17 protein-coding genes are annotated in these 20,694 nt (G+C 61.6%); 8 read left to right on the top strand and 9 right to left on the bottom strand.

What is annotated here, in order from left to right; all coding sequences use genetic code 11:
* Window positions 1-13: 13 nt before the first annotated feature.
* Window positions 14-1,720 carry a ShlB/FhaC/HecB family hemolysin secretion/activation protein gene (locus tag ACKLNA_RS03235; protein WP_408984833.1) on the bottom strand — a complete coding sequence of 569 codons (1,707 nt, stop codon included), beginning with the start codon at window positions 1,718-1,720 and terminating at the stop codon, window positions 14-16.
* A 237-nt stretch (window positions 1,721-1,957) separates the two neighbouring features.
* The gene (locus tag ACKLNA_RS03230) at window positions 1,958-2,407 is read right to left on the bottom strand and encodes a helix-turn-helix domain-containing protein (protein WP_085711606.1); all 450 of its coding nucleotides are present in this window, start codon (window positions 2,405-2,407) and stop codon (window positions 1,958-1,960) included.
* Between the two features lie 181 nt (window positions 2,408-2,588).
* Between ACKLNA_RS03230 and ACKLNA_RS03225 the strand changes: the two genes are divergently transcribed.
* The 6 genes from ACKLNA_RS03225 (at window position 2,589) to ACKLNA_RS03200 (ending at window position 9,005) form a co-directional block, all read left to right on the top strand.
* Window positions 2,589-3,407 (top strand): alpha/beta fold hydrolase, encoded by an 819-nt coding sequence (locus ACKLNA_RS03225; RefSeq protein WP_408984832.1) that lies wholly within the window; start codon window positions 2,589-2,591, stop codon window positions 3,405-3,407.
* A gap of 260 nt (window positions 3,408-3,667) precedes the next feature.
* The gene (locus ACKLNA_RS03220; RefSeq protein ID WP_408984831.1) at window positions 3,668-4,975 is read left to right on the top strand and encodes a flavin-containing monooxygenase; all 1,308 of its coding nucleotides are present in this window, start codon (window positions 3,668-3,670) and stop codon (window positions 4,973-4,975) included.
* Between the two features lie 58 nt (window positions 4,976-5,033).
* A complete protein-coding gene (locus ACKLNA_RS03215; protein ID WP_007950460.1) occupies window positions 5,034-5,450 on the top strand; it encodes a RidA family protein in 417 nt (138 codons plus the stop codon).
* Window positions 5,451-5,477: 27 nt separating this feature from the next.
* The gene (locus ACKLNA_RS03210) at window positions 5,478-6,155 is read left to right on the top strand and encodes a DUF1028 domain-containing protein (protein ID WP_085711368.1); all 678 of its coding nucleotides are present in this window, start codon (window positions 5,478-5,480) and stop codon (window positions 6,153-6,155) included.
* On the top strand, window positions 6,152-7,300 hold the full coding sequence (gene argE / locus ACKLNA_RS03205; protein ID WP_408984830.1) for an acetylornithine deacetylase: 1,149 nt from the start codon (window positions 6,152-6,154) through the stop codon (window positions 7,298-7,300). Before ACKLNA_RS03210 ends, argE begins: the two co-directional genes overlap by 4 nt.
* 289 nt (window positions 7,301-7,589) lie before the next feature.
* Window positions 7,590-9,005 (top strand): cytosine permease, encoded by a 1,416-nt coding sequence (locus tag ACKLNA_RS03200; protein WP_085711370.1) that lies wholly within the window; start codon window positions 7,590-7,592, stop codon window positions 9,003-9,005.
* Between the two features lie 66 nt (window positions 9,006-9,071).
* Here ACKLNA_RS03200 and ACKLNA_RS03195 read toward each other — a convergent pair whose 3' ends face one another.
* The 3 genes from ACKLNA_RS03195 to ptrR all read right to left on the bottom strand — a co-directional run bounded on the left by ACKLNA_RS03195 (window position 9,072) and on the right by ptrR (window position 11,264).
* Window positions 9,072-9,500: a molybdopterin-binding protein gene (locus ACKLNA_RS03195; protein ID WP_007950468.1), complete on the bottom strand. Its 429-nt coding sequence runs from the start codon at window positions 9,498-9,500 to the stop codon at window positions 9,072-9,074.
* A gap of 131 nt (window positions 9,501-9,631) precedes the next feature.
* The gene (locus ACKLNA_RS03190; RefSeq protein WP_408984829.1) at window positions 9,632-10,294 is read right to left on the bottom strand and encodes a M24 family metallopeptidase; all 663 of its coding nucleotides are present in this window, start codon (window positions 10,292-10,294) and stop codon (window positions 9,632-9,634) included.
* Between the two features lie 88 nt (window positions 10,295-10,382).
* Window positions 10,383-11,264, bottom strand: coding sequence for a putrescine utilization regulator PtrR (ptrR, locus tag ACKLNA_RS03185; protein WP_085711607.1), 882 nt, complete (start codon window positions 11,262-11,264; stop codon window positions 10,383-10,385).
* Between the two features lie 103 nt (window positions 11,265-11,367).
* Here ptrR and ACKLNA_RS03180 point away from each other — a divergent pair, with 103 nt between their 5' ends.
* Window positions 11,368-12,759: an aldehyde dehydrogenase family protein gene (locus ACKLNA_RS03180; RefSeq protein WP_408984828.1), complete on the top strand. Its 1,392-nt coding sequence runs from the start codon at window positions 11,368-11,370 to the stop codon at window positions 12,757-12,759.
* 50 nt (window positions 12,760-12,809) lie between these two features.
* Here the strand turns inward: ACKLNA_RS03180 and ACKLNA_RS03175 are convergent, their stop codons facing one another.
* Window positions 12,810-14,342 carry an MFS transporter gene (locus tag ACKLNA_RS03175; RefSeq protein WP_408984827.1) on the bottom strand — a complete coding sequence of 511 codons (1,533 nt, stop codon included), beginning with the start codon at window positions 14,340-14,342 and terminating at the stop codon, window positions 12,810-12,812.
* A gap of 73 nt (window positions 14,343-14,415) precedes the next feature.
* A complete protein-coding gene (locus ACKLNA_RS03170) occupies window positions 14,416-15,246 on the bottom strand; it encodes an oxidoreductase (RefSeq protein WP_408984826.1) in 831 nt (276 codons plus the stop codon).
* Between the two features lie 130 nt (window positions 15,247-15,376).
* Between ACKLNA_RS03170 and ACKLNA_RS03165 the strand changes: the two genes are divergently transcribed.
* A complete protein-coding gene (locus ACKLNA_RS03165; RefSeq protein WP_408984825.1) occupies window positions 15,377-16,282 on the top strand; it encodes a LysR family transcriptional regulator in 906 nt (301 codons plus the stop codon).
* Here ACKLNA_RS03165 and ACKLNA_RS03160 read toward each other — a convergent pair whose 3' ends face one another.
* Both ACKLNA_RS03160 and ACKLNA_RS03155 read right to left on the bottom strand, forming a co-directional pair.
* Window positions 16,283-17,452: a DUF1624 domain-containing protein gene (locus tag ACKLNA_RS03160; protein ID WP_408984824.1), complete on the bottom strand. Its 1,170-nt coding sequence runs from the start codon at window positions 17,450-17,452 to the stop codon at window positions 16,283-16,285.
* 105 nt (window positions 17,453-17,557) lie between these two features.
* The gene (locus tag ACKLNA_RS03155) at window positions 17,558-20,587 is read right to left on the bottom strand and encodes an FAD-binding and (Fe-S)-binding domain-containing protein (protein WP_408985546.1); all 3,030 of its coding nucleotides are present in this window, start codon (window positions 20,585-20,587) and stop codon (window positions 17,558-17,560) included.
* Window positions 20,588-20,694: the final 107 nt, after the last annotated feature.

The raw sequence follows: 20,694 nt of genomic DNA, 5'->3' as shown, positions 1-20,694 counted from the left end.
GGAGCAGACGGAATTAGAGGAAGAAATCCATGCGGAAATAGATCGGCGCTTCACGCTCGGTCAGCGCGGCGGGTCGTTCCAGGGAGTGGGCGAAGGTCACGCTGGCCGCCACATGCTGGCCACGAGCAAACAACTCCAGTGAGTTGCTCGACATGCGTCCGTGCTGGTCACCGTTGTAGCGATCATTGCGAATCACGCCCTGGTCGTAGCCCAGGCTGGTACCGTATTCGGCGAACACCGGGCGCAGCCATTCGGCGGTCACCGGGCGAGCCCAGCGCAGGTCGTTGCGCCAGTAGCCGCCGCTGTCGCCGGACAGCGATTGATCCTTGTAGCCACGGATCGATGACAGTCCGCCAAGGCTGGTGCGCTGCGGGCTGAACAGCACGTCTTCGCTGCGCTGGCCGGTCATCAGGCTGCTGAAGGTGAGCGACTCGCCCCACAGCTTGAACGGCTGCAGATAACTCAGGGTCGCGGTGTATTTGCGGTAGCGCGCATCCGGCTCGCCGGGGCCCGGATCGTGGCTGCCCTGGGCATCGAACGCACCGATGCCCTGCTGCATGCCGGCATCGAAGTTGACGAAGGCGCTGCCAATTCGCCGCCCGTGGTTGAAGCCGAACTGCGCTTCGCTGATGCGGTTGCTGCTCAGCCGCAGCTTGCTGTCTTCGATGAAGTTGTTGCTGCGCAGGTAAGACAGGCCAGTGCTGAGGGAAGTCTTGCTGACGGCGTCGCGGTGGATCACACGCTCGGCGCGAAACTGATGGTTCTCGCTGTCGCCGGTCTGCTTGAAGTTGTAGCCGTTGGCGGCGATCTGCGAGCGGTATTCGCTCTGGCTGTAGGTGTAGCTGAAGTTCCACCAGCCCCACGGCAGGTTGTAATTGAGCATGGCGTTGTTGGAGGTGTGCTGGTGGTCTGTCATCGCATCGTGGCCGCCGCGCAGGCTCAACTGATCGGCCAGGCCCAGCGGGCTGTCCCAGTCAAACGTGGTGCCCCACTGCTGTTCGCCGGTGCTGCGCTGGCCGTCGTTGCTGCGCGACAACCCGACACGCCAGGGCTTTTGCGGGGTGTTGTTGACCAATACATCACTGCCACCGACGTTCTTGCCCGGCGAGAGCTCCATCTTGGCCTGATTGGACGGCAGGCGATTGAGCTGATCGACCATCTGCTCGATCTCACGCAGGTTGACCAGTTCGCCGGCCTTGCCGGGAAACGCCATCGACAGCTCACGCTCGGAAAGCTTGCTGTTCTCGGCCCCCTTCAGGCTTTCGAGTTTGCCTTCGACCACCAGCACTTTCAGGTGCCCGGCGGACAAATCCTGTTGTGGCAGGTAGGCACGGCTGGTCACCAGCCCCTTCTCGATGTAGTGGTCGGTAATGACTTTGAGCAGTTCATTGAGCTGCGGTACGCCCAGGCATTGGCCGATGTAAGGCTTGAGCAGGCGCGCCTTGTCGCTCTCCGACAGGCTGTCGGCGCCTTTGAGTTCGATGTCCTTGATCGGGAAGCAACGGGTGTCGGTCGGCGCCGCCGGTTGAACTGGCCTGGCTTCCTTGCCGGGCAGATCCTTGAGTTCTTCGAGACGCCGCTGCTGCTCTTCGAGCAGGCGGTTCTGGCGGTCGCGGATCAGGTCGGTGTCACCGGGGGTGGGTGCAGCGAATACAGCATCAAGCGGAGAAAGGCACAGCAAAGCCAGGCACAACCTCGCCACGAGGGCGGGTGAGGACATGTTCGATCCCTCGAGACGGAAAGCGATATCAGAATAGTGGCGCCACGTTAAAGTGCCACTATTCTGACGTCAATTTAAGGATTCACCGAAATAGTGTTGCCGATGAACGGCATCGGTGAAATCGTCCGACTCCGACAGAGATGCAGGATGTTTCTCAGATCACTTAAAGAAAACCGTCCACAGCATCAGAGAACGTTCCGAGAAGCGAAACATCCGACAGATCCGGCTCACTTCACATCAATGCTCAACAGCCCGTTTCGTCGCCACATCCTCCGGCGCCAGTACCCGGCCATCGGCTGACAGCAACTCCAGCTTCCTGATCGGCTTCCCCTTCTGCGCATCGACCATCACCGAACCCGACTCACCGGGCTCGAACATGAACTCCCCGCCCCACTGTGACAGCGCGACAATCACGGTTTGCAGGGCCCGGCCCTTTTCCGTCAGGACGTACTCCTTGTAGGCGCTGCCATCGGACGCCGGCACCAGGCGCAGGATGTCGCGCTCCACCAGGCCTTTGAGGCGAACACTCAAGATGTTCTTGGCGATTTCCAGACTTCTCTCGAAATCGCCGAAACGGCGGATGCCCTCCAGCGCATCACGGACGATCAGCAACGACCACCAGTCGCCGATCAGGTCCAGCGTCCGGGCGACCGGGCAGGCATTGCCGGCAAGGCTTTTGCGCTTCATTTCGTATATCTCCGGCAAACGAAAGATGGGATGCGGTTGCATCTTACAACTCATGTCGCAGAAGCGATAACACCGGCCACCACGAACTTAGCACCTGCGTACAAGTGGCAGAGCTGCTTTGCCGCGATAGTGATTGCTGCCACCACGGCAACCACATAGAGCCAACCTCCAAGGAGTTTCCATGAGCACGTTCACCACCCAAGACGGCACCGAGATCTATTTCAAGGACTGGGGCAGCGGCAAGCCCGTGCTGTTCAGCCACGGTTGGCCGCTGGACGCCGACATGTGGGAATACCAGATGGAATACCTGAGCAGTCGCGGCTACCGCACCATTGCCTTCGACCGTCGCGGTTTCGGACGCTCCGAGCAGCCGTGGACCGGCTACGACTACGACACCTTCGCCGATGACATCGCGCAGTTGATCGAACACCTCGACCTGCGTGATGTGACCCTGGTCGGCTTCTCCATGGGCGGCGGTGATGTCAGCCGCTACATTGCACGCCACGGCAGCGAGCGCGTTGCCGGTCTGGTCCTGCTGGGCGCGGTGACGCCGCTGTTCGGCAAGAAACCGGACTTTGCCGAAGGCGTCGACAAGTCGGTGTTCGACGGAATCAAGGCCGGCCTGCTGAAGGATCGCGCGCAGTTCATCGCCGATTTCGCAGCGCCGTTCTACGGCACCAACCAGGGCCAGAAAGTCTCTGAGGGCGTGCTGACGCAAACCCTGAATATTGCGCTGCTCGCCTCGCTGAAGGGCACCGTGGATTGCGTCACTGCATTCTCGGAAACCGACTTCCGCCCGGACATGGTGAAAATCGATGTGCCGACGTTGGTGATTCATGGCGATGGCGACCAGATCGTGCCGTTCGAAACCACCGGCAAACGCGCTGCGGCGCAGATCAAGGGTGCCGAATTGAAGGTGTATGCCGGGGCGCCCCACGGCTTCGCCGTGACCCATGCGCAGCAATTGAATGAAGACCTGCTGGCGTTTCTCGATCGCTGAGTCCGTGTGATCCGAGCACGCCTTGCGAAGGGCCGCCGACAACCCAGTCGGCGGCCCTTTTTTTTCGTTGTCCCGGATTCCGGTGTCATGGCGAAGCCCAGCATTTACGGGGCTTTTAAGCCTCTGCATCACGTTTTTATCTTCACATGCCAGCTTAATAATATTTTACCGATAACCACCCCCTCCCTAGTCTGATCCCAAGCACAGAGAACAGGTCGACAGCGGCCTGAATCCAACGGCCTCGTGAGAAGGGATCAGAGATGACCACTGAAATAATAAAAACAGACACGCTTGTTGTCGGCGCCGGTCAAGCGGGTGTGGCCATGAGTGAACACCTGAGCAAACTCGGGGTGCCGCACCTGGTGCTGGAGCGCAATCGGGTTGCCGAACGCTGGCGCACCGGGCGCTGGGATTCGCTGGTGGCCAACGGCCCGGCGTGGCACGACCGCTTTCCGGGGATGGAATTCGACGATGTCGATCCGGATGGTTTTGCCCACAAGGAACGTGTCGCCGATTACTTCGAAGCCTATGCGAAGAAATTCAATGCGCCGATCCGCACCGGCGTGGACGTGAAGAGCGTGGTGCGCAATGTCGGTCGTCCGGGCTTCACCGTCGAGACTTCCGAAGGCGTGATCGAAGCCGCGCGCGTCGTTGCTGCGACAGGTCCGTTCCAGCGTCCGGTGATCCCGGCCATCGCGCCGAAGGATGAACGCCTGCTGCAGATTCACTCGGCCGACTATCGCAACCCGCAACAACTGCCGGCCGGCGCAGTGCTGGTGGTTGGTGCCGGTTCGTCGGGCGTGCAGATCGCTGATGAGTTGCAGCGCTCAGGCAAGCAGGTCTACCTCTCGGTCGGCGCCCATGACCGCCCTCCTCGCGCTTATCGCAACCGTGATTTCTGCTGGTGGCTTGGCGTGCTCGGCGAATGGGATCAGGCCGCAATGAAACCCGGCCGCGAACACGTGACCATCGCCGTCAGCGGCGCCCACGGTGGCCGCACCATCGATTTCCGTGGCCTGGCCCATCGCGGCATGACTCTGGTCGGTGTAACCGAGTCGTTCAGCAACGGCGTGGTGACCTTCAAGCAAGACCTGCGCGACAACCTCAAGCGCGGCGACGAGAACTACCTCGCGCTGCTGGATGCCGCCGATGCCTACATCGAACGCAACGGCCTCGATCTGCCGCTGGAACCGGAAGCCCGGGAAACCTATCCGGACCCTGAATGCGTGAAAAACCCGCTGGCCGACCTCGATCTGGCCGCCGCCGGCATCACCTCGATCATCTGGGCCACCGGGTTTGCCGTGGACTATTCCTGGCTGAAAGTCGCCGCTTTCGACGACAACGGCAAACCACAACACCAGCGCGGCGTGTCCAGCGAAGCGGGTGTGTATTTCCTCGGTCTGCCGTGGCAGTCGCGACGCGGTTCGTCGTTCATCTGGGGCGTGTGGCACGACGCCAAGCACGTGGCCGATCACATCGCCACCCAGCGCAAATACCTGGCCTATCGCGATGCCGAGCAACGCGAAGCCGCACTGCACAACAAAGCCGCCGACACCGTCGACGCTTGATTTCCCTCTTCAATCCCGGCGCCTGTCGCGCCGGGTCCGATTTCGTCAGGAGCCTTACATGAGTCAGCCAACCCACACACGCATCCGCATGTTCAACACCAAGGACACTTACCCGAACCAGACCCTGGACAACGATTTGTGCCAAGCCGTGCGCGCCGGCAACACCGTGTATGTCCGTGGTCAGGTCGGCACCAATTTCGATGGCGAACTTGTCGGCCTCGGCGATCCGCGCGCACAAACCGAACAGGCGATGCGCAACGTCAAGCAACTGCTCGAAGAGGCCGGCAGCGACCTGAGCCACATCGTCAAGACCACCACTTACCTGATCGACCCGCGCTACCGCGAACCGGTGTATCAGGAAGTCGGCAAGTGGCTGAAGGGCGTGTTCCCGATCTCCACCGGGCTGGTGGTGTCGGCCCTGGGTCAGCCGCAGTGGCTGATGGAAATTGATGTGGTTGCGGTGATTCCCGAGTAATTCGACCCTAGCGAAAGGAGGCCACACATGACATTTTCCATTGCCGCCCGCTGCCCCGAAACCGGTCAGTTCGGCATCGCCATCAGTTCCTCCAGCATCGCCGTCGGCGCCCGCTGCCCGTGGCTGCTGCCCGGTGTCGGCGCGGTGTCGAGCCAGAACATCACCCTGCCGTCCCTCGGCCCGGAAGTGCTCGCCCTGATGGAGCAAGGCCTGACGCCCGAGGCGGCGCTGGACAAGGTGCTGACCCGCAACGGCTACAGTCAGTACCGGCAAATCACCGCGATCAACCACCTCGGCCAGACCGCGCATTTCAGCGGCGCACAAACCCTTGGCGTACACAACGCGGTGTCGGGCGAACAATGCGTGGCGGCGGGCAACATGCTCGCCGGGCGTTCGGTGATCGAAGCCATGGTCAGCGCCTTCGAGGATGGCGAAGGCCAATTGGCCGACCGCCTGCTCAAGGCCTTGCACGCCGCCCAGGCCTTGGGCGGTGAAGCAGGCCCGGTGCATTCGGCAGCCGTGGTCGTGGTCGGCGAGCTGACCTGGCCCATCGTCAACCTGCGGGTGGACTGGGCCGATGAAGACCCGATCGGCCAGTTGCAGAAACTCTGGGACGCCTATCGCCCGCAGTTGCAGGACTACATCGACCGCGCTCTCGATCCGGCCAAGGCGCCGGGCTACGGGGTTGCCGGAGACGACCGATGAGCGACAGCGTCGCATTGCTCAAGACGCTGGTTGGGTTCGACACCACCAGCCGCGAGTCCAACCTGCAATTGATCGACTTCGTTCGCAGCTACCTCGAACGGTTCGATGTGCCGTGCGAGCTGATCTACAACGATGAGCGCAGCAAGGCCAACCTGTTCGCCACGATTGGCCCGGCCGATCAGCCGGGCATCGTGTTGTCGGGGCACACCGACGTGGTGCCTGCCGATGGTCAGCCATGGACCGTGCCGCCGTTCGAGCTCAGCGAGCGTGACGGCAAGCTCTACGGTCGCGGCACGGCGGACATGAAGGGCTACATCGCCTGTGTACTGGCGTTGGTGCCTTCGTTGATCAAAGCACCGTTGCGTATGCCGGTACACATTGCCTTGTCCTATGACGAAGAGGTCGGTTGCCTCGGCGTGCGTTCGTTGCTCAAGGTGCTGGAGCAGCGTCCGGTCAAACCGCTGCTGTGCATCATCGGCGAGCCGACCGAACTCAAACCGGTGCTCGGGCACAAGGGCAAACTGGCGATGCGCTGCGATGTCCGGGGTCACGCCTGTCACTCGGCCTACGCGCCGCTCGGGGTCAATGCCATCGAATGCGCCGCCGAACTGATCGGCGAGCTGGGGCGCATCGGCAGGCAGCTCAAGGATGAACATCTCGACCCGCGTTTCGACCCGCCGTATTCAACGGTCCAAACCGGTGTGATCGGCGGTGGCAAGGCGTTGAATATCGTCCCCGCCGATTGCCGTTTCGACTTCGAAATCCGCGCCCTGCCCTCGCAGGATCCGGCAGTCGTCGCGCAGCAACTCAAGACCTACGCCGAGCAGCAAATGCTGCCGCGCATGCGGGCCGTCAGCGGGCAGAGCGATATCCGCTTCAGCGAATTGTCGGCGTATCCGGGGCTGGCGACGGATAGCCGGAGCCAGGCTGCCGAATTGATCGCCACGTTCTGTGGCTCGGACGATTTCGGCACGGTGGCGTTTGGCACTGAAGGCGGATTGTTCGACGCAGTGGGGATTCCCACGGTGGTGTGCGGTCCCGGCAGCATGGATCAGGGCCACAAGCCGGACGAGTTCGTCAGCCGCGATCAGCTCAAGGCCTGCGATGAGATGCTGCAACGGATGCTGGCTTCGATTCGCCTTTGAAAAAACGGTCTGGCTGCTGGATAAAAGTCCGCAGCCAAGCCGCAAAAACACCGACAGACAGCTGCTCCAATGGAGGTCAGCTGCGTTGCCGTTCATGGCGCTGAAACGCCCGAAACAGAGCGCTTTCAGCTGACCGGAGAGCCTCGTATTTTTAACGTCTGAAGCAACAAAACTACTAATTTATCTCTCCCCTTTCCTTGCCCATGATCAACCCCAACAAGAAATGCGCCGTCCGTGCCGGCGCTTACTGAAGTACGTCCACGTACTCGTCCTTGCCTTGGAGTTCGTCATGGCCACCTCTGCAACAACGTCCGCACCGCTCATTGAGAAACACACGATCGGCTATGTGCCGCCTGAAGATCGCCACGGAAAGGTTCGGGATCTGTTCACCCTCTGGTTCGGCGGCAACATCGCGCCGTTGCCCATCGTCACCGGCGCCCTCGGCGTGCAACTGTTTCATCTGAATCTGGTGTGGGGCATCGTCGCCATTCTGGTGGGCCATCTGGTCGGCGGTGTACTGATGGCGCTGCACTCGGCGCAAGGCCCGCAGATGGGCATCCCGCAGATGATCCAGAGTCGCGCACAATTCGGCTCCCTCGGCGCACTGCTGGTGGTGTTGATTGCCGGCGTCATGTACATCGGCTTCTTCGCCTCCAACATCGTGCTCGCCGGCAAGTCGCTGCATGGCGTGGTCGACAGCGTTCCGGTGCCGGTCGGCATCGTCATCGGCGCGCTGGGTTCGGGGATCATCGGGATCATCGGTTACCGCTTCATCCATGTGCTCAACCGCATCGGCACCTGGGTGCTCGGGATCGGCATCGTGGTCGGCTTCGGCTACATCCTGACTCACGTGCAGACCGCCGACTTCCTCACCCGTGGCAGTTTCAACCTCTCGGGCTGGCTCGCCACCGTGTCGCTGGCGGCGTTGTGGCAGATTGCATTTGCGCCTTACGTCTCGGACTACTCGCGTTACCTGCCAGCCAATGTGCCGGTAGCCGCGACGTTCTGGACCACTTACCTCGGCTCCGCACTGGGCTCCAGCCTGTCGTTCATCTTCGGTGCCGTCGCCGTGCTGGCAACCCCGGTGGGCATGGACACCATGGATGCGGTGAAACTCGCCACCGGCTCGATCGGCCCGCTGATGCTGGTGCTGTTCCTGCTCAGCGTGATCAGCCACAACGCCCTCAACCTGTACGGCGCAGTGCTGTCGCTGATCACCCTGGTGCAGACTTTTGCCTACCGCTGGATTCCGACCGCCAAGAGCCGCGCGGTGATTTCGCTGATCGTGCTGCTGGCCTGCTGCTTCGCCGCTGTGGGTGCGTCGTCGGACTTCATCGGCCACTTCGTCGACATGGTGCTGGTGCTGCTGGTGGTGTTGGTGCCGTGGACGGCGATCAACCTTATCGACTTCTACGCCATCCACAAAGGTCAGTACGACATCGCCTCGATCTTCCAGGTCGACGGCGGCATCTACGGCCGCTACAACCCGCAGGCCTTGCTGGCGTATGCGATCGGCATCGTGGTGCAGATTCCGTTCATGAACACGCCGCTGTATGTCGGCCCGGTGTCGGCGCACATCAACGGCGCGGACTTGTCGTGGCTGGTGGGGTTGCTGGTGACGTCGCCGCTGTATTTCTGGCTGGCCAGTCGGGACAGTGCTTATCGCCGGCGGCTGATGACCGGGAAACTGGCGGGCAGTCTCTGAGATAGATAAAAAATGCCCGGTTCGGCAAACACCGAACCGGGCATTTTTATCGAGTCACGCGTTTGATCAGGCCGGCACACCCAGGATGATGTGCGAAGCCTTGATCACCGCCGTGGCACTGACGCCTGCCGCCAGGCCCAGTTCGTTCACCGCGTCGCGGGTCACGATCGAGTAGACCTTCGAACCGCCGGCCAGCTCGATCACCACCTCGGCGTTGACGGCGCCATCGGTCACGCTCAGCACCTTGCCTTGCAGGCAGTTGCGGGCCGACAGGCGAATGTCGCTGGATTCGGTCATCAGCATCACCCAAGGCGCCTTGACCAGGGCGACGGCTTCTTTGCCCACCGCAATGCCCAGGCTCTTGAGGCTGGCCAGGGTCACGACCGCCACCAGCTTCTCGCCGCCCGGCAGGGTCAGGACGACTTCCGCATTGACCGAGCCTTCCTGAACCTGGCTGACCTGACCTTTGAACACGTTGCGGGCACTGACTTTCATGATGGACGTCCTTTTGTTGACTTTGGAGTTAGGAAACGGCCTGCATCATCGTGACAAGCGCTATGTAGTTACAACTACAGCGCTGCACCTCTTTGAACATCGATTCCTGACTCTAGCACCGTCAATGTGAATCAGATCAACAGGTCTTCATAGAAAGCGCCATAAGGAAGCTCAGGGTGTTCGATCTGGATTTCCAGAATCCACACACCGGCATTCGGCGCCTGATCGAAGTCACCAAGATTGCCGCCACGGTAAATCGCGTGAGGAAAATCGCTGACCCGGTGGCCCTTGATGTCCAGGTTCAACTTCCAGCCCATGGCCTCCGCCTGATCGGTGGCGTAGCGGTACAGTTCGACACCGGTTACGCCTTGGCGCCAGAAGGCTTCGACCTTGTCGAAGAGGTCTTTGGAGGCGGCCGCACAGGCGATCATTTGCGGATCGGACCCAGTGACGAACGTCGCCCCGGCATCGCCTTCGTGACCTTCCCAGACCACGCCCATGTCGATGAAGAAAATGTCGCTCTCGCCCAGGACCGGATCGCCGTCGGAGCGTTCCTTGAAAGTCTTCAGCGTATTGGCGCCGAAGCGGATCAGTAGCGGATGCCAGATCCGGTCCATGCCCAGCTCGACGAGGATTTCCTTGCCTCGCGCATGGGCTTCGGATTCGCGCATGCCGGGTTTGATCACCTTGGCGATCTCGTCCACGGCCTTCCAGGTCAACTGCTGGGCGTGGCGCATGGTCTCCAGCACAAAACGCTCACCTACTGCTTCTTTACCGCTCAGGGCTGTGGTCATCGCTGATTCCTTCTGGCTAATCGCTTGCGCTGTATAGTTTTTTATATTGCGAAACTGAACGCCTAAGATACAACCATGACACAAAGTGTCAATTCTCTTCTGCACGCACCACGCCTCGCTCCTCAAGCAAGCGTACAAACATGCTCAGACTGCGCGACACCGTACCCCGCCGCCACACCAGCCACGTGGTCAGATAACGAAAATCCGCCGCCAGCGGCCAGACGCTTACCGTCGCGCAACCCGGCATGCTCTGCAGCATGCTGCGCGGCATCAGGGCCAGACCCGCCCCCGCGCTGACGCAGGCGAGCATGCCGTGATAGGACTCCATTTCGAAGATCTTGCCGGGCACCGCCGCGTCGGTGCTGAACCATTTTTCGAAGTGATGGCGATAGGAGCAGTTCGAGCGGAACGCATAGATGTTCTCGCCATTCACGTCCGCAGCACGTTTGATCGGCCCGTGATGCAGCGGCGAGATGATGACCATTTCCTCCTCGAATGCCGGAATGCCTTCCAGTGCCGGGTGCAAGACCGGGCCGTCGACGAACGCCGCCGCCAGGCGCCCGGAAAGCACTCCGTCGATCATCGTCCCGGAGGGGCCGGTCGAGAGGTCCAGATCGACCTTCGGATGCTGCTGGTTATAGGTCGCCAGCAAACCGGGAATCCTCACCGCTGCCGTGCTTTCCAGCGAGCCCAGCGGGAATGCACCTTGCGGTTCCTCGCCGGCCACTGTGGCTCGGGCCTCTTGCACCAGATCGAGAATCCGCCGCGCGTACTCCAGAAAACTCCAGCCGGCGGGCGACAGACGCAATCGGCTTTTCTCGCGGATGAACAGGTCGACGCCCAGATCTTCCTCCAACTGCTTGATACGGGTCGTCAGGTTCGACGGCACGCGATGGATCTGCGCCGCCGCGGCGCTGATGCTGCCGTGCTCGGCAACGGCCTTGAAGATTTCCAGTTGCACCAGATCCACAGTCATTCTCCAATCGTGAAAGAAACGCTCTTTATTATTCAGTTTCCAGAAATCAAACGCCACCCTACTCTGAGCGCATCCACTGACCTCGCAGGACGATGCCATGAGCCCGATTTCCAGCCAGACCCACGCCATCTCGATCAACCCCGCCACCGGCGAGCAGATCGGTCATTACGCCTTCGAATCCGCCGAGGCCCTCGATGCCGCGCTGACCCGCGCCGCGTTCGGTTTCGGCAAATGGAAACGCAAGCCTTTGCAGGACCGCTCCCGCGCCCTGACCGCGCTGGCCAGCGCCCTGCGTGACAGCAGCGAAGCCATGGCGACCATGATCACTCAGGAAATGGGCAAGCCGATCGCCCAGGCCCGAGGCGAAATCGAGAAATGCGCCAAGCTCTGCGAGTGGTACGCCGAACACGGCCCGGCCATGCTCAACGCCGAGGCGACCCTGGTCGAAGGCGGCAAGGCACGCATCGAATACCGTCCGTTGGGGCCGATCCTCGCCGTGATGCCGTGGAACTTCCCGATCTGGCAGGTGCTGCGCGGTGCCGTCCCGGCGCTGATCGCCGGCAACACCTACGTGCTCAAGCATGCACCGAACGTGATGGGCTGCGCCTATCTGCTGCGCGATGCTTTCAAGCGCGCCGGTTTTGCCGATGGCGTGTTTGAAGTGATCAATGTCACCCCGGAAGGCGTGTCCAGCGCCATCGCCGACCCGCGCATTGCTGCCGTAACCCTGACCGGCAGCGTCCGCGCCGGCATGGCCATCGGCGCACAGGCCGGGGCCGCGCTGAAAAAATGCGTGCTGGAACTGGGCGGTTCCGATCCGTTCATCGTGCTCAACGACGCCGATATCGATGAAGCCGTACAAGCGGCAGTGATCGGTCGTTACCAGAACTCCGGCCAGGTCTGCGCCGCCGCCAAACGTCTGATCATCGAAGAAGGCGTGGTTGAAGAGTTCACCCGCAAATTCGTCGAGGCTACCCGCCAGTTGAAGATGGGCGATCCGTTGTCCGCCGACAACTACATCGGCCCGATGGCTCGTTTCGATCTGCGTGACGAACTGGATCAACAAGTGCGCGACACCCTCGAAGATGGCGCCACCCTGCTGCTCGGCGGTGGCAAGGTCGAGGGCGCAGGCAACTACTATGAGCCGACCGTGCTGGCCGACGTCACCGACCGCATGACCTCGTTCAAACAGGAACTGTTCGGCCCGGTGGCCTCGATCATCACCGCTCGCGACTGCGCTCACGCCGTGGCCCTGGCCAACGACAGTGAGTTCGGTCTGACCGCCACGATCTACACCGCCAACGTCGCCCTGGCCCAGCAGTTGACCAGCGAATTGGAAACTGGTGGCGTGTTCATCAACGGCTACTCCGCCAGCGACCCGCGCGTGACCTTCGGTGGCGTGAAGAAAAGCGGTTTCGGCCGCGAGCTGTCGCACTTCGGCGTGCGCGAGTTCTGCAATGCGCAGACCGTGTGGCTGGATCGCCGTTGATCCAATGAAAAAGAAGCCCGGAAGCGTTTTGCGCTTCCGGGCTTTTTCATTTAGGCCGCAGCCTGTTGTGGCTCCGATACCGTCCGATCCTTGCTCAACAGCCCCAGCACCACGGCTGCCGACGCCAGGGTGATGAGCGTCAGGATGTGCAGCAGGTACTGGAACGCCGAAGCGTAGCCTTGCACCAGACGTTCATTGGCCAATCCTGGAATCGTGTTGATTGCGTGAGCCATGTCGCCCGTCGTCACCCGGTGCGCGGTCTCGGCAATCAATGCAACGTCGGCACTGCCGGCCACCGATTGCAGATCGGTATGCAGCAGCGAGGCAAGAACCGCCGCCACGCTGGCCAGTGCAATCCCCTCACCCGCCACCCGCACCGTGTTGAAGATCCCGGCCGCCATGCCGGCGCGCTCTTTCGGCACCACGCTGACCGACAGTCCATCCATCAATCCCCACGGCAAACCAGCGCCGATCCCGATCAACACCATCGGCATCACCAACGCGAATTTCGATTCGCCGACGTTGTACAGACTCAGCCAGTGCAGGCCCACGGCGGCAATCAGGAAACCCACGCCCGACAAAATGCCGGCCGAAACAAAACGGGTCATCGAAGCCGCGAGCATCGGCACCACCAGCATCGGCGCCGACAGCGCCAGCAACAGCAGGCCGGCGTCGATTTCACTCAAGCCTTCGACGCCGATAAACCGCAGCGGCAGCATGACCACGAGCACGATGTAGCAATAGCAGGTGCCGATCGGCAGCATCTGCACCCCGATGAAGCGCGGAAAACGGAACAGCGTCAGATCGAGCATCGGACGTTTGACGCGCATCTCGATGAGGACGAACAGCGCCAGCAACAACGCCGAAGCGCCCAACAGACCGATCACCAACGGACTGCCCCAACCGCTTTCGAGGGCCTGGATAACTCCGAACGTGAACAGCGCGAGCATCGAACTGAAGGTCACGGTGCCTGGCCAGTCGAGACCGCTGGCGTCGGGATCACGGGTTTCACGCATGCGCGGCAGGCCGAAGACCATCGCGATCACACCGATCAGCGCCGTGAAGACAAAGATCGCGCGCCAGTTGAACGCCTCGATCAGCGCCCCGGCCACCAACGGCCCGAACGCCAGGCCGATGCCAAACGTCGTACCGAGCATGCTGTAGGCACGGGTACGCGCATGGCCTTCGAATTCCTGCGCCAGCGCTGCCGAACCACTGGCCAGCGCCGCCGCCCCGGCCACGCCCTGAATCGCCCGAAGCACATCCAGCCAGAACACCGAAGGCGCCAGGCTCTGGGCAATCGAAGCTCCGGTGAACAGCAGCATGCCGCCCATAAACAAGCGTTTACGCCCATAAACGTCAGCCAACGCCCCCGCCGCCATCAGCAGACTGCCGAACGACAACATGAACGCATTGGTGATCCAGGTCAGCGCCACCGGGCTGCCGCCCAGGTCACGACCAATGGCCGGCGTCGCCACTGCGCCACCGGTAAAACTTAACGGAAGGACCAGTGCCGACAGGCAAATGGCCGCGAGGATCAGCAGTTTGTCGCGGGCGCGATGGTATTGGGAGACGGTTGTCATGATTTCATCCAATGAAAAAAATAAGGCTGCGATCAACAGAGCGCAGCCTGCGATGGCTTCAACGGGGGCTGTGTCAGTCCTTGAAATCCGTGGACAGCGCCAGCGCATTCCACTGCGCCAACTCTTGTGCCACCAGGCGATTCTTCGCCTCGATTCGCGCAATGGTGTCGCTGCCCAGCGCCAACCGTTGCGGCGGGTTCGGCGCATTGACCAGCGCCAGCATGGCTTCGGCAAACTTCACTGGATCGCCCGGCTGCGCATGGTTCGCGGCTTCGGCGAAGGTGCGCATCTTGCCTACGGTTTCGTCGTAGTCAGGCAGCGCCAGCGCGGTCTTGACCAGCGATTGTTCGTCGAGGAAATCGGTGCGGAAGAAACCCGGTTCGACCACCGTGACCTGAATGCCCAGCGGCGCCAGTTCCTGATGCAGCGCTTCGCTGATGCCCTCCACCGCGAACTTGGTCGAGCCGTAGACACCCCAACCCATGTAGGCCTGATAACCGCCGATGGACGAGATGTTGATCACCCGTCCGCTACGCCGGGCGCGCATGTGTGGCAGTACGGCGCGAGTGACGTTGAGCAGGCCGAAGACGTTGGTGGCGAACAGTCGTTCGGTTTCGCTGGCGCTGGTTTCTTCCACCGCGCCCAGCACGCCGAAGCCGGCATTGTTGATCAGCACATCGATGCGGCCGAAACGCTTGACGCCCTCTGCCACCGCCTGGTGGGCCTCGTCTTCACGGGTGACGTCCAGACGCAGCGCCAGCAGGTTCGGGTGCTCGCCGAGACGATCCGTGATGTCCTGCGGTTTGCGCGCGGTGGCAATCACCGCATCGCCGGCACGCAGGGCGTGTTCTGCGATGAGGGTGCCAAAACCACGGGAAGCTCCGGTAATCAGCCAGGTACGCATAGCAACTCCTCCTGTCAGTGACCCTGGCGTCATTGCCGGGCCTTCTCGATGAGTTGATGCGACTTTAAAGCCGTGCTACTGATGTGATAATCCCAACAAAATTACATGGCTTTGTGAAAGGTGCTCATCAATGAAAAGTCCGTCCACGGCGGATCTGTCGATCTTTCTGAGCATCGCCCAGCATCTGAACTTCAGTCGTGCGGCGGTGGATCTGGGCCTGACACCGTCGGCGCTGAGTCACTCGTTGCGCGCTCTGGAAAACCGCCTCGGCGTGCGTCTGTTCAATCGCACCACCCGCAGCGTGGCCCTGACCGAGGCCGGCGAACGGCTCTACGCCCGCTTGAAACCGGCGTTTCGCGATATCGAAGATGCACTTGAAGACCTCAACCATTTCCGCGACAAACCCTCCGGCAACCTGCGCATCACCTCCGGGCGCCAGGCGTGCGAACTGGTGCTGCTGCCGATTGCCAGCGAGTTCCTGCAGGCCTACCCGGACATTCGTCTGGAAGTGGTCGAAAGCGATGCGCTGCTGGATATCGTCGCTGCCGGATTCGATGCCGGCGTACGTTTCGGCAATCGGCTGGAGGCGGACATGGTATCGCTGCCCATCGGGCCGAACCTGCGTTCAGTGGTGGTCGGTTCGCCAGCGTTTTTCCAGCGCCATCCCGCACCACAGAAACCGGAAGATCTGCATGCCCTGCCCTGCATCCGCCATCGATTCCCGAGCGGTTCGATGTACCGCTGGGAATTCGAGCGCGGTGGCATTGAACAGGAAATCGAAGTCAACGGCCCGCTGACACTGGGTGATGTGAGCCTGATGGTAGGCCCGGCGCTGCAAGGCCTGGGACTGGTCTATGTGTTTGAAGACATGGTCAGCGAACACCTCGCGGCCGGGCGTCTGGTGCAGGTGTTGGCGGACTGGTGCCCGTACTATCCCGGGCTGCACCTGTATTACCCGAGCCGACGCCATGTACCGGCGCCGCTCAAGGCTTTCATCGACTTTGCCCGCAATGTTCGCGACGGCAAAACGGGGTAGTTACAGGTACTTCAACCAGGCGATGTCGCGGTGTCGGGCCTTGAGTGCGGAGAACCATCTCACTGCCGGGAACAACGCAATCGCCAGCACCATCGCCGCCAGCCACACCGCCGCCACCGACGAGAAACCGAAATAGCTGCCCTGATTGAGCCCGACCAACGCCACGCCGATCAGGTACAGCACCTTCAGTGCATACAGGTGCAGCAGATAGAAAAACATCGGTGCCGAACCGAACACCGTCAGCCAGCGAATCCAGCGTCGCTCCTGCGAGCGCTCGAACACCAGCAACAGCAGCAGACCGATGCTCACCGTCAGCGTGATGAACAACAGCGACGGCGGGTATTTGGTGATGTTGAAAAAACTCATCAGGGTTTGCAGGCTGCTGTCATTGATCGACCACGGTTTCTCGCCGTAACCGTTGACCAGCCGCAGCGCCGCGAAACCCAGCAGCCCGGCGCTGCCGACGATCAGCAAACGCCGCTGGCGCAAAGTCGCATCAGCCACTCGGGCAAACCATGGCCCCAGCGAATAACCAAGAGCAATCACGCCGATCCACGGCAGCAACGGGTACGACGTACGCAAGCGCAAACTCTCGCTGACTTCGATCCAGCCGCGGTCATGCAGGATCGCCCACGGCACATGCAGCGCCGATTCCGTTCCGAAATGCACACCATCGAGCAGGTTATGCCCGGCGATGATCGCCAGGCTCAACGTCAACAGCAGCCAGCGTGGCAGCCAGACCAGCAGCGACAGCGCGATCATGCTCAGGCCGATGGCCCAGATCACTTGCAGGTAGATCACGCTCGGCGGCAGCTGGAACGTCCAGGCGAAATTCACCAGGGTGAATTCGAGTACCACCAGAAACAGACCACGCTTGAACAGAAAGGCACTGACGTCAGCCTTGCCGTCGTACTTTTCCCCGAACAGCCACGCCGACAACCCGGTCAGCAACACGAACACCGGCGCACACAGATGCGCCAAGGTACGGCTGAAGAACAGCGCTGGCTCGGTGCTGGCGATGTCCATCGGATCGGACACCTGACGATGCAACAGAAAGGTTTCGCGCACGTGATCCAGCAACATGAACAGAATCACCAGGCCACGCAGCGCATCAATGGACAACAACCGGCCAGTCGCCGGCGGGACGTTTCGGGGAACAGCAAGGGTCATGAAGGTTTCGCAATCGAGTGAGGAATTCGATCGGGCCGCATGAAAACGGCCCTAACATTTGCGTTACCTTATAACACGAAAAATCGTTTCAATTGCCAACGGTTCTCAAGCAGAACGCAGCCTTTCAAGCAGCACCTGCAACGGATGACGCACCGTCCGGTCGGCCTGGCGCTTGACCTGGCTGCGGCACGAATAACCGGTCGCCAGCGCTTCGCCCCGCTCTGCCGGTGCCTCGATCTGCTTCGCCCAGGACTGCTCGTAAATCACTGCCGAGGTTTCGCGATTGCGCGCTTCGTGGCCGTAGGTGCCGGACATCCCGCAGCAACCGGTGGCTTGGGTCGTCAGTTTCAAGCCGACACGTTCGAACACTTGCTCCCATTGCCGGGTCGCGGCCGGGGCGTTGGTTTTTTCGGTGCAGTGCGCGAGCAGACGGAAGGTTTCCTCGCGGCGCTGATCGGCTTGCTCCGGCATGACCTTGAGCAGCCACTCCTGCACCAGCGCCACCTCCGGGCATTTTTCCATCCCCGGCACTTTCAGATATTCCTGGCGATAAACCAGCGTCATCGCCGGATCGAGCCCCACCAGCGGCACACCGATCTCGGCCAGCGCGCGCAGTTGCCCGGCATTGCGCAACGCTGCGCGATTGAACGCCGACAGGAAGCCCTGCACATGCAGCGGCTTGCCGTTGGCGCTGAACGGTGCCAGATAAACCTGATAGCCCAGTCGCGAAATCAACTCGATCAGATCCGCCAGCAATGGCGCTTCGAAATACCGGGTAAACGCGTCCTGCACCAGCACCACGCTGCGCTCGCGTTGTACTTGAGTCAGTGTCGAAAGCAGCTCGACCGACGCCGGCTGAACCTGCCAACGGCGCATCGCCGCGTGGAAATCGAACCGGCTGAGCAACGGGACATCGACCATGCCGCCGAGACGCTCGATCAAGCGGCGGCTGAACGTGGCGCCCATCAAGCCGTTGTAGAGCAACGGAATCCGCGCCATGTACGGAATCGTGTACTCCAGCGAGGCAATCAGATAATCCCGCGCCGGCCGCAGATAACGCGTGTGGTACAGCTCGAGGAACCGCGAACGAAAGTCCGGCACGTTGACCTTTACCGGGCACTGCCCCGCACAGGACTTGCACGCCAGGCATCCGGCCATGGCGTCGTACACCTCATGGGAGAAGTCTTTTTCCTGGGTACGGCTGTTGCGCCAGCGCTGCAGCAATGTGCTGAAAAACGGCGGACGGCGACTGGCATCGGACAACACATCGACACCCGCCTCGCCCTGCAAACGCAACCATTCGCGAATCAGCGAGGCGCGGCCTTTTGGCGACTGCGCACGCTGGCGAGTGGCTTTCCACGACGGGCACATCGCATCGTCGGGATCGAAGTTGTAGCAGGCGCCGTTGCCGTTGCAGTGCATGGCCGCGCCGTAGTCTTGCCAGACTTTTTCGTCGATCTGCCGATCGAGTTCGCCGCGCAGGGTCACTTCGTCGATTTTCAGCAATGCAGCGCCGGGGATATCCGGCGTGGCAATCTTGCCGGGGTTGAACTGGTTGAACGGATCGAACGCCGCCTTCAAGGCTTGCAGTGCCGGGTACAACGCGCCGAAGAAGGCCGGTGCGTATTCCGAGCGCAGGCCTTTGCCGTGCTCGCCCCACAACAGGCCACCGTAGCGCTGGGTCAACGCGGCGACGCCGTCCGACACCGGTCGTACCAACGCCGCTTGTTGCGGGTCTTTCATGTCGAGAATCGGCCGCACGTGCAGCACGCCGGCATCGACGTGGCCGAACATGCCGTATTGCAGCTTATGGCTGTCGAGCAGGTCGCGCAGTTCGGCGATGTACTCGGCCAGATGCTGCGGCGGCACAGCGGTGTCTTCGACAAACGGCTGCGGCCGCGCTTCACCGGCAACGTTTCCGAGCAAACCCACCGCACGCTTGCGCATGCCATAAACGCGGTTCACCGCCGCATGACCGACGGCCAGCGTATGGCCCAGTCGCTCGACGGTGGCATCGTTGCCCAAGTGCCGGACGAAAGCCTCGACCCGGCCTTGCAGTTCCTCGGGATCGTCGCCGCAGAACTCCACCAGATTGATCCCCAGCGTCGGCCGGTCGGCGCTTTCCGGGAAGTATTCGGCGACACCGTGCCAGACGATGTCCTGCATCGCCAGCAACAGCACTTTGGAGTCCACGGTTTCAATCGACAGCGGCTTGAGCGCCATCAACGCCCGGGCATCGCGCAACGCGTCCATGAAGCCGGCGTAGCGAATGTTCACCAGCATGGTGTGCTTGGGGATCGGCAACACGTTGAGCTTGGCCTCGACCACAAACCCCAGCGAACCTTCAGCGCCGCACAGCACGCTGTTGAGGTTGAAACGGTTGTCGGCCTCGCGCAGGTGCGCCAGGTCGTAGCCGGTCAGGCAGCGGTTGAGATCGGGGAAGGTTTCCCGGATCAACTCGCCCTGTTCATCAATGATCTGCCGCGCGCAGCGATACACCTCGCCGGCCCGGCCCTCGCGGGCGCATTCCGCTGCCAGCTCGCTTTCTTCCAGCGGGCGGCCGTGCAAGCGCTCGCCACCGCGCAGGACCATGTGCAGTTCCAGCACGTGATCGCGGGTCTTGCCGTAGGTGCAACTGCCCTGGCCGCTGGCATCGGTGTTGATCATGCCGCCAACGGTGGCGCGGTTCGACGTGGACAGTTCCGGGGCGAAAAACAGCCCGGCGGATTTCAGGGCCGCGTTCAGTTGATCCTTCACCACGCCGGCCTGCACCCGCACCCAACGCTGTTCAACGTTGATTTCAAGGATGCGGTTCATGTGCCGCGACAGGTCGACGACGATGCCGTCGGTCAACGACTGACCGTTGGTGCCGGTACCACCGCCGCGAGGTGTGATCACGACTTTCTGGTGAGCCGGTTCGGCGATCAGGCGTGCCAGTAGCGCCACGTCGTCGGCGTCGCGCGGGAATACCGCCGCTTGCGGCAAGCGTTGATAGATCGAGTTGTCGGTGGCCAGCACCACGCGGCTGGCGTAGTCGGCACTGATTTCGCCGCGAAAGCCACCGGTTTCAAGGGCTTTGAGAAACTGTTGGTAATCGGTGTTCTGCGTGGTGGAAGGCGACAGCTGGGCAATCATCGGGCGTGCAATCTCGGTCAAAAACGGGCCGTGTGGCGGTGAACAGTTGTGCGCAATGAATGATTGCGTCACGCTCCCGCCATCTCATAGGCCTTATATTCATTGCA

This window comes from Pseudomonas sp. UV AK001 (genome assembly GCF_046097675.1).
Classification (GTDB): domain Bacteria; phylum Pseudomonadota; class Gammaproteobacteria; order Pseudomonadales; family Pseudomonadaceae; genus Aquipseudomonas; species Aquipseudomonas kribbensis.
The sequence above is the reverse complement of the archived record's forward strand: the minus strand, read 5'-3'. Positions and strand labels throughout refer to the sequence as shown.